A 13,449-nucleotide genomic window follows, 5' to 3' on the forward strand; every position below is an offset into this window, starting at 1 on the left:
GCCATGCGCGCGATCGGCCTGATGTCGGGGACATCGATGGATGGTGTCGATGTGGCTCTGATCGACACCGACGGCACCAGCATTTCGGGCTTCGGGCCGACCGGCTACCGCGCCTACGGCGACGAGGAGCGCGCCCTGCTGCGCGAGGCGCTGAAGGAAGGCGCGGCCCTGCACGACCGGCTGACCCGCACGCCCCTGCTTGCCAAGGCAGAGGACCTGATCACCCGCGCCCATGCCGAGGCGGTGGAGGCATTCCTGGCGACCCACGGGCTGAGCCGGGCCGATATCGGCGTCGTCGGCTTCCACGGCCAGACCGTCATCCATCGGCCGGACCTGAAGATGACCGTGCAGATCGGCGACGGCCTGGCGCTGCGGCAGCGGCTCGGCATTCCCGTCGTCTACGACCTCAGGCAGGCCGACATTGCCGCCGGCGGCCAGGGCGCGCCGCTGGTGCCGGTGTTCCACCGCGCGCTCGCCACCCAGAAGGAGCTGCCGCGGCCGCTCGCCGTGGTCAATGTCGGCGGTGTCGCCAATGTCACCTTCATCGGCTCGAACGACGAGCTGACCGCCTTCGACACCGGCCCCGGCAACGCGCTGATCGACGACTGGATGCGCGAGCGCACGGGCAAGCCCCTCGACGACAACGGCGTCATGGCGGCGCGCGGGCGCGGCGACGAGGCCCTGCTCGCCTGGCTGCTGGTGCATCCGTTCTTCGCCAAGTCGCCGCCGAAATCGCTCGACCGCAACGCCTTCGCCCATCGCATCGTCGGCAATGTCTCGACCGAGGACGGCGCGGCGACGCTCACCACCTTCACCGCCCGCTCGATCGCCAGGGCGGCCGATTTCGTCCGCGAGCGTCCGGTGCTCTGGATCGTCTGCGGCGGCGGCGCGCGCAATGCCGAGCTGCTGCGGCTCATCGCCTACCACACCCGCGCCGAGGTCAGGACCGGCGAACAGGTCGGCTGGTCGTCGGACTTCCTGGAGGCGCAGGCCTTCGCCTTCCTCGCCGTGCGCTCGATGGCGGGACTGCCATTGACCTTCCCGTCCACGACGGGCGTGCGCGAGCCGGTCACCGGCGGCGTGCTGGCCGGGGCTTGAGCCGCGGCGCGCCCCGGGCGCGCTTCGTTGCAAGGCCCGCTCCGCGGCCGGCGCCTGCCCCTCCGCCCTTCGCCCCTCTCGCGAAGCCGTCGACGGCTGCCTATCTTGGCGGAACCGAAGGGAAGATCCATGGCCTATACAGTCGAAGACCTGAGCCCCGATGCGGTCGCGGCCGCTCTCGCCAATGACGAGATCCTGCTCGTCGACGTGCGCGAGCCGCATGAGCTGGCCATGGCGCGCATTCCGGAGGCCGTCAACGTGCCGTTGTCGCGGTTCGACCCGGCCGCGATCCCCGATCCGCAGGGCAAGCGCGTCGTCTTCATGTGCGCCGGCGGCGTCCGGTCGATCCAGGCGAGCGAGATCGCGCAGGGCCACGGCCTGCCCTATGGCCAGCATCTCGCCGGCGGCCTCAAGGCCTGGGCCATGGCCGGCCACGGCTTCGAGCGCGGCTGACGCGCCGGCTCGTCCTCCACCGCTTCGGGCTCGACGGCCTCGCCTTTGACGATCGCCCCGCGCCGCCGCCGGGCCCCGGCGAAGTCGCGATAGCGATGGAATCGGCAGCGGCCAGCCTGCCCAGCGCGGCCTCGCCGCCTGGTCGGCGCTCGCCACCCATGGCGGCGTCAAGGCGGGCGACACGGTGCTCATCCAGGGCACCGGCGGCGTCGCCATCTTCGCCCTGCAGTTCGCCAAGCTCTTCGGCGCCACCGCCATCGTGACGACCTCCTCCGAGCGCAAGGGCGAAGCGGCCCGTGCGCTCGGCGCCGACCACATCATCAACTACGCCACCCGGCCGCGCTGGTCGGAGGAAGCTCGCCGGCTGGCCCCCGGCGGCATCGACCACGTGATCGAGAGGGCGGCGCCGAAACGCTGCAGGGTGCCCTGCGCGCGGTCCGCCCGGGCGGCGTCATCTCGCTGGTGGGCGTGCCGTCCGGCGCGATCGCGCCGCTCAACCTGCCGCTGGCGGTTCATGCGGCGCATCCGGCTGCAGGGCATCACGGTCGGGGCGGTGCGCGAGTTCGAGGCCATGCTGAAGGCGATCGAAGCGTCCGGATTGGAGCCGGTGATCGGCGCCAGCTACGGCTTTCCCGAAGCGGTGGACGCCTCGGCAAGATCGCCATCGACTTCACCCGATGATTCATCTCGAGGCAGTCGAGAAAAAGAGTCCGGAAAGCTCGCTAAACTTTTGATATGCGATCTCTTTTCGGCTTCAGCGAAGACCGCCGGTGGCCGGATCGTCGGACCTGACGACGCTGCGCCCGCGGAATTCGAACATCTTGCGCAGGAAGCCCGGCGCGACCGCCGAGAGCGGATTGACCGTCAGCCGCGGCTGGTTGAAGGCACCCGCGATCTCGTAGGTGATGCCGAAGACGCCTTCGTCCGGAGAGCCGCCGAGAAAGACGCCGAGCACCGGGATGCGTGCAAAGAGATTGTTCAGCGCATAGGCGGGCACATAGGTGCCGCGCAGCTTGAGCTGGTCGTGGGCGGTGTCGACCTCGCCCTCGACCGTCGCACCGATGGCCGCGCCCCACAGAAGGCCGTCGCTCACCTCCACCTTGCTGCCCGTGCGGGTGAAGGCCGCGCGCAGGCGCGAGAACGCGAAGGCGTCGTTGGCTTGCGGCGGCGGCCCACGGCGGCCGCCGCGCGGATCGCCGGCGGCGGCGACCATGCCGGCAATGGCCCTGTCGCCGCGGATGGTGAAATTGGTGATCTCGACATTGCCGTCGCGGATCGTGCCGTCCGGACGCGGCGGCGTCATGATCAGCGCGAGACTGCCGCCCTGCATCGTCGTCCAGAGGTCGAGGAAGCGCAGCACCGCGCCGGCATCGCCCGAACTGACCGCGAGCCGCATGGCGCTGCCCTGTCCGCGCGTGCCGATGGCGAAGGGCGCGTTCCGCCCGACGCGGCCGCTGGCGGTGAGATTGCGGATCTCGGCGCCACGCTTCACAAGCCGCATCTCGAACTGCCTGATGACCTCGCCGTTGCCGCCGGCAATGGCGGCGGTCTTCATGTCGATATCGAGCTCGGTCGCCTGGCCGGCGGACGCGCTGGTGCCGCCGAGCTGGGTCGGATCCTGCATGTGCCGGATCAGCTGGCGGGCGTCCATCATCTCGCCACGCACGGTCACCTTGTGGCCGTTGCCGGCCCGCTCCACCCGCACATTGATGCGGTCGCCGTCCGAGAGGTTGTAGGCCGGGAACAGTCCGGACACGAGGCTGCCGCTGTTGTCGAGCAGCGCCGAGCCGCGCACCAGGACGCCCCGGCCCTCGACCACGAGATCCTCGAGCCGCCAGCCGCCCTCGCCTTCGATCGCGGTGAAGCGCGCCTTGGCGGCCTGCCCGCGCGGCTTGTTCCAGCCAGGCAGCAGCTCGGCGAGCGTTGCCTGGGTCAGATCAGCCTCCACCGCATAGCGGCCGGAATCGTCCCCCTCCGTCGTCACCTTCAGCGGGGTCGGGCCGACGATGCGCGAGCCGATATTGAGGCCGAGGCGGTTGCGGCCGGCATCGTCGAGCGTGGCCGTGAGGCGGATGACCGGCTTCGCATCGGGCCGCGGCTTGCGGTATTCGAAATTCGCCTGGGCACCGCCGAGCCGGCCGTCGCCGCGCAGCAGGAAGTCCCGCGGGGTGGTGACCACCTTGAAGCTCGCATTCTCGATGCGCATCTCGCCGAACACCTTGTCGCCGGCAAAGGCGGTGAAATCGGCGTCGACGCGATAATCGATCTGGCTCGGCTGCAGCTTGTCCGAAATCGGCACGTTGACGGTGACATTGGCCACGACATTGCCGCGCACCGGTCCGGTCGGCAGGGCGGGACCGGTCGCCGCGCCCTTGAACGCATCCTGCCCGAGCAGCGCGAAGGCCGCTTCCGCCGACCCTTCGAGACGGAACCGGCTCGCCGAGCGCGGATCGGCCACCCGGTGCTCGGCAATCGTGAAACTGCCCTGGCTCAGCGTCAGGCGCTTGCCGGGCGCCGGCTCCAGGATGCCGCGCTGCACGTTCAGGCGGGTGGCCTGGCCGTCGACCAGGACGTCGATATCGGCCGCCTTCAGCGGCGTCAGATTGGGCAGGACGCGCAGCGCCGTGCCGCGCAGCTTGGACTGCACCAGCAGCGCATCGGGCTCCAGCAGCATGGGCATGGTGGCGAGCTGACCCTCGGCGATCTCGATGCGCACGATGGTGTCCTCGGCGACGCCGCCGGACAGGTTGTCGACCACCCAGTCGCGCACGTGCGGATTGGTGATGCGCGGCCAGAGCCTCAGCCCGTCAGCCAGCGCCAGCCGCGGCGCCTCGACGCGCAGCGAGATCGCCGGAGCGGCGCTGGTGAGCGTCGCCCGGCCGGTGACATTGGCGACCGTCGCCGCGCCCTGATTGACGTTCATCCGCTCGATGGTCAGCACCCGGCTGTCCGGCTGATAGACGAAGCGCGACTGCGTCAGGCCGAGCGGCACCGGCGGCTCCTGCGGATTGAGCAGGGACGTGACGGTGGCGGCGTTGGCGATCTCGACGACCAGCGGCTCGCCGCGCGCCGCCGGCGTCCAGACCGTGCCGTTCATCTCGCCCTGGTTCTGCCCGGCGGAGAAATGCACCCGTTCGATGCTGAGGCCGCGCGTGCCGGCCTGCCAGCGTACGTCGGCGGCGGCCTGATCGATGGCGATGCGCATCTCGGGATTGCTGACGTCGCCGACCGTGCCGGCGCCCAGCGCCACCCGTCCGGCGAACTGGGCGGGGTCGCCCGAGGAATCGAGCTCGGCCTTCAGCGAACCGGAGATCGGCGTGTCGGCGTGGAACAGTTCGGGGTTCTGCAGGGCGAGGCTGAGATCGCGCGGCGACAGTCCGGCCACCACGAGGTCGATCTTGCGGCGGCCCTCGGCATCGCGCGGCGTGATCGCAGCCTGCGAATTCCAGCGCGCGCCGGATCCGGAGGCGGCGACCGACAGGGTGAGGCCGCCGGCGGCCGGCGCCTTCATGTCGAAATCGATGCCGCCGAAGATGAACCGCTTGCCGGAGCGCACGTCGTCGACGATGACCGTGCCATTGCGCAGGCCGACGCCGATCAGGCGGTGGCCGTCGAGCCCGGATTTCTCCATCAGGTCGAGCCAGATGCCGAGGCGCCGGAACGGCGACATGTCGGGTTCGGCGAGGTTCGAGCGGATCTCGGCCTGCGGCGCCTGGTCGCCGCCGGCCTCGGGAGCGGCCGCCGGCGGCAGTGGGGACGTGCGGAATTCGCCGGCGGCAAAGGCGATCTGGCCGTCCTCGCCGAGCTTCAGCGCGACGGAAGCGCCGACGAGATCGATGCGGCGTACCGATGGCCGGCCGAGCAGCGGCATGCCGTCGAGCCCGAGCGCGACACGCGGCATGGAAATGATGCGCCGCCCCTCCGCGTCGTGAATGGTGACGTTCTCGGCCTCCACCTCGACGCCGCCGGACACGTCGCGCGCGGCCACCGCCGAGCCGATGGTGACCGAGCGGCCGTCGCCGAGCTGGCTCGACAGCGAGCTGGCGATCCAGGGCGTGAGAAGGTCGAGCGCGACCGTTCCGCCGCGGCTGATCTGCCAGGTGAGATAGGCGCAGGGCGCGGCGACCGCCAGGAAGAGAGCGGCGACGGCGGCGACGACACCACGGCGCCAGGACCACCAGCGGCGCTGCAGCCAGCAGGTCAGGAACGGCGGAACACGCCGGTTCTCCCACAAGGCGGCGAACCGACCCGGCCGGGTCGGTGCGGGCGCGCAGGGGCGGCCGTGTTCGGCGCCAATGTCCATTCCGCCTCGTCCCTCGCTGCTGCCGCCACAGAGGCGCGTGTCAGATATGGCGCGGGCGCGCCGGATGCTTCATTCTGCCCACGGCTTGTTAACCGAACCTTGGCCACGAATCGCAAGCGCGGACCAGAGGCAATCGGTCCTTCACCCATTCGTCGGCCAGCGGCAACCCTCGGCCTTGCCAAGGGTCGGTTTTCGGGCTCGGACGGGGCGCCTCGGAACCTTGTCGCTCAAATTCGCCCATAAACCAGACAAAAGGAAGGCATCATGGCGCTTGCGCCCGGCGATCCCGCCCCGGATTTCACGCTGCCCACGGCCCATGGCGGCACTATCAGCCTCTCGGGCCTGCGCGGCCGCAAGGTCGTCGTCTATTTCTACCCCAAGGCCAATACCGAGGCCTGTACGCTCGAAGCCCAGGACTTCACCCGCCTGAAGGGCGAATTCGACAAGGCCGGCACCACGGTCGTCGGCATTTCGCACGACCCGATCAAGGCCATCGATAGGTTCCAGAGCAAACACGGCCTCGCCGTACAGCTCGCCTCCGACGAGACGCTCGATACGCTCGAGGCCTATGGCGTCTGGGCCGAGAAATCCATGTATGGCCATACTTTCATGGGCATCATCAGGACCACCGTGCTGATCGGCGCCGACGGGCGGATCGCGCGGATCTGGCCGAAGGTCCGGGTCAAGGGCCATGCCGAGGACGTGCTGGCGGCCGCGCGGGACCTGTAGCCCCGCGCTCCGGCATCGGACGCTGCCGAACTTTTCGCCGGCGGGCGCTCCGCCGCATTGCCAGAGCACGAACTATTAGTTACATATGAAACTGATTTTTCGGAGGACGCGCACATGAACATCCAGAGCGCTCAGACCCTCGCCGGCCGGCAAACGGCCCCCGAGAGCGCCATCCAGGCCGGCTACATGTCCGGCTTCGGCAACGGCTTCGAAACGGAGGCGCTGCCCGGCGCGCTGCCGCTCGGGCGGAACTCGCCGCAGCAATGCGCCTACGGCCTCTACGCCGAACAGCTCAGCGGCTCCCCGTTTACCGCCCCGCGCACCACCAACGAGCGGTCGTGGCTCTATCGGATCCGGCCGACGGTCGGGCACTGGGGTCAGTTCAAGAAGGTCGATATCGGCCTGTGGCGGACGGCACCGGCGCCGGAAGTCGACATGCCGATCGCGCCGCTGCGCTGGGACCCGATCCCAATTCCGTCGGAACCGCTCAGCTTCATCGAGGGCATGCGCACGCTGACCACGGCCGGCGATGCCGGCGCGCAGGCCGGCATGGGCGCGCATGTCTATCTGATCACCCGCTCGATGGCGGACGAATATTTCTACAATTGCGACGGCGAGATGCTGTTCGTGCCGCAGCAGGGCTCGCTGCGCCTTGCGACCGAGTTCGGCATCATCGACATCGAGCCGGGCGAGATCGCGATCATCCCGCGCGGCGTCAAGATCCGCGTCGAACTGAAGGACGGCCCCGCCCGCGGCTATATCTGCGAGAACTATGGCGGCGCCTTCACCATGCCGGAGCGCGGTCCGATCGGCGCCAACTGCATGGCTAATCCGCGCGATTTCCTCACCCCCGTCGCGGCCTACGAGGACCGCGAGGTGCCCTCCCGCCTGTATGTCAAATGGGGCGGCAACCTGTGGGCCGCCGATATCGGCCAGTCGCCGCTCGACGTCGTCGCCTGGCATGGCAACTACGCACCCTACAAGTATGACCTCCGCCGCTACTCGCCGGTCGGCCCGGTGCTGTTCGACCATGCCGACCCGTCGATCTTCACGGTGCTCACCTCGCCCTCGGAGACGCCGGGCACGGCCAATATCGATTTCGTGCTGTTCTCCGACCGCTGGCTGGTGGCCGAGAACACGTTCCGGCCGCCCTGGTACCACATGAACGTGATGAGCGAGTTCATGGGGCTGGTCTACGGGCAGTACGACGCCAAGACCGGCGGCGGCTTCGTGCCGGGCGGCGCGTCGCTGCACAACACCATGCTGCCGCATGGGCCGGACCGCGACGCCTTCGAGCGGGCGAGCAACGCGGAACTGAAGCCGCACAAGCTGGAGAACACGCTGGCCTTCATGTTCGAGACGCGGTTCCCGCAGCGCGTCAGCGCCTTCGCGGCCAATTCCGGCGCCCTGCAGCAGGACTATGGCGGCTACGGTCACAAGCTGACCAAACATTTCGACCCCAGCCGTCCGTGAGTTCACAGATGCCCGCACAGCTCCCGGCCGATCTCGACCAAAGCCACGATCCAGCCCGCACGAGCTGGGTCGCATCGGCCAACGGCCATGCCGACTTCCCGATCCAGAACCTGCCGCTCGGCATATTCAGCCCGCCGGGCGGCGCGCCCCGCGCGGGCGTCGCCATCGGCGACGAGATCCTGGACCTGCCGGCGGCGCTCGCCGCCGGGCTGTTCGCCGGCGACGCCGAGGAGGCGGCGCAGGCGGCCAATGGCAGCGACCTCAATGCGCTGTTTGCGCTCGGCCGCGGCCCGCGCCAGGCCCTGCGCCGGCGCCTGTCGGAGATCCTGAGCGCCGACAGTCCGGACCGGTCCAAGGCCGAGGGCCTGCTGCAGGCCGCCGCCACCGTCGCGCTGCATCGGCCGGCCCGGATCGGCGACTACACCGACTTCTATGTCGGCATTCATCACGCGACCCATGTCGGCAAGCTGTTCCGGCCCGACAATCCGCTGCTGCCGAACTACAAGCACGTGCCGATCGGCTATCACGGCCGGGCCTCCTCGATCGTCGCCTCGGGGGTGCCGGTGCGCCGGCCGAAGGGCCAGATCATGCCGCCGGGCGCCACGGCGCCGGTCTTCGGGCCGAGCCAGCGGCTCGACTACGAGCTCGAGCTCGGCGTCTGGATCGGAACGGGCAACGACCTCGGCGAGCCGGTGCCCGTCGGCAGCGCCGGCGATCACGTCGCCGGCTTCTGCCTCCTCAACGACTGGTCCGCCCGCGATATCCAGGCCTGGGAATACCAGCCGCTCGGCCCGTTCCTCGCCAAGAACTTCGCAAGCTCCATCTCGCCCTGGGTGATCACGCCCGAGGCGTTGGCGCCGTTCCGCATGGCGCAGCCGCCGCGTCCGGCCGGCGACCCGGCGCCCCTGCCCTATCTCACCGATGCGGGCGACGCGGCGGCCGGTGCGTTCGATATCGAGCTCGAAGTGCTGATCAGCACCGAGGGCCTGAAGGACAAGGGCCTGCCGCCGCATCGTCTCGCGCTCTCGAACACGCGCCACATGTACTGGACGGTCGCGCAGATGATCGCCCATCACACCAGCGGCGGCTGCAATCTGCAGCCGGGCGACCTCCTCGGCTCCGGCACGATCTCGGGGCCGACCCGCGGGGCGAGCGGCAGCATCCTGGAAACGACCGACGGCGGCCGCGAGCCGATCCGCCTCGCGTCCGGCGAGGAGCGACGCTTCCTGGCCGACGGCGACGAGGTGATCTTCACCGCGCGGGCGCGCCGGGGTGGCTTCGCGTCGATCGGCTTCGGCTCCTGCCGCGCAACGATCCTGCCGGCGCGCTGAGCGATGCCGTGACCAACGCCACGAAGGGCCGGCCCGATGCCGGCCCTTCTTGTTTTCGCAGGCCTTTTTCGCCTCGCGGGGCCGGGAAACAGCAGGGCAGCGCCGTGATTTGTACGGTTCGTTAACCTTAATCGGCGGTAATGGCTCGTCTCGTTCGCGTACGGAATCGTTCGCCTATGTCACAGAGCAGCCGTATCGACCACGCGCAGGCCGCACCCGACGCACAGCGGCGGGCCGCCATCCCGAAAGGCGCCGTCACCTTCGTCTGGCGCGGGCGCAGCGGCCTGAAGACTGCCTCCCTCTCCTATCTCGCCTGCGGCTCGCTGAGCGCGCTGACTCTGGCGCTCGGGGTCTGGGGCGCGGCCACCGCCAGCTACCTGGTCTTCAAGGACGACATCCTCGGGGGCCTGATGAACCGCCAGGCGGCCATGCAATATGCCTACGAGGACCGGATCCGCGAGCTCAAAGGCCAGCTCGACCGCTTCACCAGCCGCCAGCTCGTCGACCAGAGCGAGGTCGAGCGCCGCATCGAGCAGATCGTCGAGCGCCAGTCGCTTCTGGAAAGCCGCCAGTCGATCGTGCAGGCGATCTCCGCCTCGGCCCCGGTCCGGCCGCGCCCATCCGCCGGCACGGTGCCGCTGTCGCCGCCCCTGCCCGAGGCCCGGCCGCTGCCTGCCGGCGACACCTTGCGCCTCGCCCCGCCGGTCGAGCGGCAGTCCCGGCTCGAATCCCGGCCGCAGCCGTTCGAGATCGCGGCCGCATCGGCGCCCATTCCGGCCGCCGCCATGGCCAGCACCAGCGCCGGGCGCGATGCCGCCATGGCCAAGGTCGAGCGCTCGCTCGAGCAGATCGAGCTCGCCCAGCAGGCCGAGCTGCAGACGCTGGAAACGCGCACCGAGCGGCAGGCCCGCCGGATCCGCACCGTTCTCGCCGATCTCGGCCTGGACCAGGGCCGGCTGGCCGCGCCGGCCGCACGCGCCGCCGGCGGCACCGGCGGCCCCTATCTGCCGATCGCGCCGCCGACCGCCACCGGCACGCCGTTCGAGCGGCAGGTCGTCCGGCTGCAGGCGGTGATGCGCGATCATGAGCGGCTGAACCAGCTCGCCGCCAGCATTCCGCTCGGCCGGCCCCATGCCGGCGATCTCGAACAGTCCTCCGGCTTCGGGCCGCGGCTCGATCCGTTCCTGCGCACATGGGCGCTGCATTCCGGCATCGATTTCCGCGCGGCGACCGGCGAGCCGGCGCGCGCCACGGCCGCCGGCAAGGTCACCCATGCCGGCTCCATGGGCGGCTATGGCCTGATGGTCGAGGTCGACCACGGCAATGGCATCGCCACGCGCTATGCCCATCTCTCGCGCATCGACGTCAGCGTCGGCGACACGGTCACGGTCAATCAACGCGTCGGCCGGGTCGGCTCGACCGGGCGCTCGACCGGCCCGCACCTGCACTACGAGACCCGCGTCAACGGCGAGCCGGTCGACCCGCTCAAGTTCCTGCGGGCCGGGCTGCGCCTCGCAAGCGCCGAGTAATTCCGGCCGCTCCAAGGCCTCGCCCGCTTCGGTCCGTCGCGCGCTCGTCGCGGCGCGTTGCCGTCGGGACCTCCCCTCGCTAACGTCGGCGCCTGCCCGCCGGCGCATCACGGCCCGCACGGGCCAAAAAAGCGGGGGAAGACCATGCCTGATGTCGGTTCTGCGAGCGGGCACGGCCCGCGCCTCTCCTTTTCGATGCATTGGTGCGGCTTCGTCCGATGCTGGGCGGCCAATCTCGCCATGGTCGCGGGCCTGCTGCTCGCCATGGCTCCGCGCATGGCGGCCGCCCAGTCCACGCTCCGGATCGCGCTCCATTCCGATCTCAAGATCGTCGATCCGATCTGGACCACGGCGCTGATCACGACCTACCACGGCTTCATGGTCTACGACACGCTGTTCGCGCTCGACGAGACCATGAGCGTGCGCCCGCAAATGGTCGATCGCTGGAGCGTCAGCGACGACAAGCTGACCTACACCTTCACCTTGCGCGACGGCCTCGAATGGCATGACGGCCAGCCGGTCACGGCGGAGGACTGCGTCGCCTCGCTCCGGCGCTGGGGCGCCCGCGACGGCCTCGGCCAGACGCTCATGGAAAAGACGGCCGAACTCGCCGCGGTCGATGCGAAGACCTTCACGCTCCGGCTGAAGGAGCCCTATGGGCTGGTGCTGTCGACGCTCGGCAAGGTCTCCTCGAGCGTGCCGTTCATGATGCCGAAGCGGATCGCCGAGACCGATCCCAACACGCAGATTACCGAAACGATCGGCTCCGGTCCGTTCATCTTCGTGCGGGACCAGTGGAAGCCGGGCGAACGGGCGGTCTACATCCGCAATCCGCGCTATCGTCCGCGCGCCGAACCGCCGTCCGGCATGGCCGGGGGCAAGGTGGTGAGGGTCGACCGGGTCGAGTGGATCTGGATCTCGGATGCCCAAACCCAGGTCAGCGCGCTGCTGCAGGGCGAGATCGACATCGTCGAGGCGCCGCCGCACGATCTCCTGCCATTGCTGGAAAAGGACCCGAACGTCGCGCTCAAGGTGCTGGCGCCGATGGGCCGCCAGTATGCGCTGCGCTTCAATGTGCTGCACAAGCCGTTCGACGACCCGCGCATTCGCCAGGCCGTCGTCCATGCGCTGAACCAGCGCGACTTCCTGGAGGCGACGATCGGCGATGCCCGCTATTTCGTCACCTGCAAGTCGCTGTTTCCGTGCGGCTCGCCGCTGGCGACCACGGCCGGCTTCGAGGATCGGCTGGAAAGCAATTTCGCCCGGGCCCGTGCCCTCTTGCAGGAGGCCGGCTATGACGGCACGCCGGTCGTGCTCATGCAGTCGACCGACGTCGCCTCGCTCGCCAATCTCGCGCCGGTCGCCAAGGCCCTGATGGAACGGGCGGGCTTCAGGGTCGACCTGCAGGCGATGGACTGGCAGACGCTGGTCACGCGGCGGGCCCGGAAGGACGCGCCCGCCGCCGGCGGCTGGAGCATCTTCCTCACCTCCTGGGGGTCGATCGACGTGCTCGATCCGGCCGCGACCGCCTTCCTGAACGCCTCCTGCGAGCGGGCCACCTTCGGCTGGCCCTGCGATGCCGAGTTGCAGCGGCTGCGCGACGCCTTTGCCCGCGAGGCCGACCCGGAGAAACAGAAGGCGCTCGCCGAAGCGGTGCAGCGGCGGGCCGCCGTCTATCCCACCCACGTCCAGCTCGGCCAATATCTCCAGCCGACAGCCTATCGCCGCAACATTTCGGGCCTGCTCGCCGCTTCCAACCTGGCGCTGTGGAACGTCGAAAAGCGCTAGGAGGACGCAGGATGACCTGGTCGATCGTTGCCCACGATCCGGACAGCGGCGCCTTCGCCGTCGCGGTGGCGACCCGCTCCCTCGCCGTCGGGGCGAGCTGCCCTTTCGTGCGGGCCGGTGTCGGCGCCGTCTCGACCCAGTCGATGACCAACCGCTATCTGGGGCCCGCGGTGCTCGACGGGCTCGAAGCCGGGCTCGACCCGGCCGAGGCGATCGAGCGGGCGCTCGGCCGCGATGACGGGCGCGGCCTGCGCCAGGTCCATGCGGTCGACGCCCAGGGGCGTGCCGCCGCCTTCACCGGCCGCCATTGCGTCGAATGGTGCGGCGAGCGCACAGCGGCGCACGTCTCGGTCGCCGGCAACATGCTCGCCGGCGCAGCCGTCGTCGCCGATTGTTTCGATGCTTTCGCGGCATCGCGCGGGCTCGCCCTGCCGGAACGGCTGATGGCGGCCATGCAGGCCGGCGAAGCCGCCGGCGGCGACCGGCGCGGCCGGCAGTCGGCGGCCATGAAGCTCGTCACGACCGAGGACTTCCCCGATCTCGACATCCGGGTCGACGATCATGGCGCCCCGCTCGGCGAGCTCGAAAGGCTGCTCGGGCTCTGGCGCGAGCATTTCGGCGCCCGCAAAGGCTGGGCGCCGACGCGGGCGAACCCGTCGGGCTGCACCGACCTCGACGTCATGGAGGCGGCATGGATCGCCGCAGGCTCGGACCTGCGGTTCAGGCGCTGATCCGAACGTCGCGC

The 13,449-nt window shown here is 70.0% G+C and carries 9 protein-coding genes and 1 pseudogene; 9 read left to right on the forward strand and 1 reads right to left on the reverse strand.

The features are described from left to right. Nucleotides 1–3 precede the first annotated feature (3 nt). The 3 genes and pseudogenes from OZ671_RS06680 to OZ671_RS32045 form a co-directional block, all read left to right on the forward strand. Nucleotides 4–1,098 carry an anhydro-N-acetylmuramic acid kinase gene (locus tag OZ671_RS06680; RefSeq protein WP_268860014.1) on the forward strand — a complete coding sequence of 365 codons (1,095 nt, stop codon included), beginning with the start codon at nucleotides 4–6 and terminating at the stop codon, nucleotides 1,096–1,098. Between the two features lie 129 nt (nucleotides 1,099–1,227). After that, a complete protein-coding gene (locus OZ671_RS06685) occupies nucleotides 1,228–1,551 on the forward strand; it encodes a rhodanese-like domain-containing protein (protein ID WP_268860015.1) in 324 nt (107 codons plus the stop codon). A gap of 259 nt (nucleotides 1,552–1,810) precedes the next feature. Continuing rightward, nucleotides 1,811–2,071 (forward strand): annotated as a pseudogene (locus OZ671_RS32045) (zinc-binding dehydrogenase); the annotation flags it as partial. Between the two features lie 234 nt (nucleotides 2,072–2,305). On the opposite strand, the gene OZ671_RS06695 reads toward OZ671_RS32045, so the two are convergent. After that, nucleotides 2,306–5,854, reverse strand: coding sequence for a YhdP family protein (locus OZ671_RS06695; protein ID WP_268860017.1), 3,549 nt, complete (start codon nucleotides 5,852–5,854; stop codon nucleotides 2,306–2,308). 264 nt (nucleotides 5,855–6,118) lie between these two features. Here OZ671_RS06695 and OZ671_RS06700 point away from each other — a divergent pair, with 264 nt between their 5' ends. The 6 genes from OZ671_RS06700 (at nucleotide 6,119) to OZ671_RS06725 (ending at nucleotide 13,435) form a co-directional block, all read left to right on the forward strand. After that, complete coding sequence (locus OZ671_RS06700; RefSeq protein ID WP_268860018.1) at nucleotides 6,119–6,583, forward strand: peroxiredoxin; 465 nt, start codon at nucleotides 6,119–6,121, stop codon at nucleotides 6,581–6,583. Between the two features lie 114 nt (nucleotides 6,584–6,697). Then, entirely contained in the window at nucleotides 6,698–8,056 is a 1,359-nt protein-coding gene (gene hmgA / locus OZ671_RS06705; protein ID WP_038314289.1) for a homogentisate 1,2-dioxygenase, read from the forward strand. An 8-nt stretch (nucleotides 8,057–8,064) separates the two neighbouring features. Continuing rightward, nucleotides 8,065–9,387, forward strand: coding sequence for a fumarylacetoacetase (gene fahA, locus OZ671_RS06710; protein WP_268860019.1), 1,323 nt, complete (start codon nucleotides 8,065–8,067; stop codon nucleotides 9,385–9,387). 176 nt (nucleotides 9,388–9,563) lie between these two features. Then, complete coding sequence (locus OZ671_RS06715; RefSeq protein WP_268860020.1) at nucleotides 9,564–10,916, forward strand: M23 family metallopeptidase; 1,353 nt, start codon at nucleotides 9,564–9,566, stop codon at nucleotides 10,914–10,916. A gap of 144 nt (nucleotides 10,917–11,060) precedes the next feature. Beyond that, nucleotides 11,061–12,704 (forward strand): ABC transporter substrate-binding protein, encoded by a 1,644-nt coding sequence (locus tag OZ671_RS06720; protein ID WP_268860021.1) that lies wholly within the window; start codon nucleotides 11,061–11,063, stop codon nucleotides 12,702–12,704. A gap of 11 nt (nucleotides 12,705–12,715) precedes the next feature. Further along, complete coding sequence (locus tag OZ671_RS06725; RefSeq protein ID WP_268860022.1) at nucleotides 12,716–13,435, forward strand: DUF1028 domain-containing protein; 720 nt, start codon at nucleotides 12,716–12,718, stop codon at nucleotides 13,433–13,435. Nucleotides 13,436–13,449 lie beyond the last annotated feature (14 nt).

The sequence above is a fragment of the Phreatobacter sp. AB_2022a genome (genome assembly GCF_026847585.1).
Lineage (GTDB): Bacteria > Pseudomonadota > Alphaproteobacteria > Rhizobiales > Phreatobacteraceae > Phreatobacter.

Coding starts and splice junctions, on each gene's coding strand:
- OZ671_RS06685 (WP_268860015.1), top strand. CDS start 1,228: ATGGCCTATACAGTCGAAGACCTGAGCCCCGATGCGGTCGCGGCCGCT.
- hmgA (WP_038314289.1), top strand. CDS start 6,698: ATGAACATCCAGAGCGCTCAGACCCTCGCCGGCCGGCAAACGGCCCCC.
- OZ671_RS06715 (WP_268860020.1), top strand. CDS start 9,564: ATGTCACAGAGCAGCCGTATCGACCACGCGCAGGCCGCACCCGACGCA.
- OZ671_RS06680 (WP_268860014.1), top strand. CDS start 4: ATGCGCGCGATCGGCCTGATGTCGGGGACATCGATGGATGGTGTCGAT.
- OZ671_RS06700 (WP_268860018.1), top strand. CDS start 6,119: ATGGCGCTTGCGCCCGGCGATCCCGCCCCGGATTTCACGCTGCCCACG.
- OZ671_RS06720 (WP_268860021.1), top strand. CDS start 11,061: ATGCCTGATGTCGGTTCTGCGAGCGGGCACGGCCCGCGCCTCTCCTTT.
- OZ671_RS06695 (WP_268860017.1), bottom strand. CDS start 5,854: ATGGACATTGGCGCCGAACACGGCCGCCCCTGCGCGCCCGCACCGACC.
- OZ671_RS06725 (WP_268860022.1), top strand. CDS start 12,716: ATGACCTGGTCGATCGTTGCCCACGATCCGGACAGCGGCGCCTTCGCC.
- fahA (WP_268860019.1), top strand. CDS start 8,065: ATGCCCGCACAGCTCCCGGCCGATCTCGACCAAAGCCACGATCCAGCC.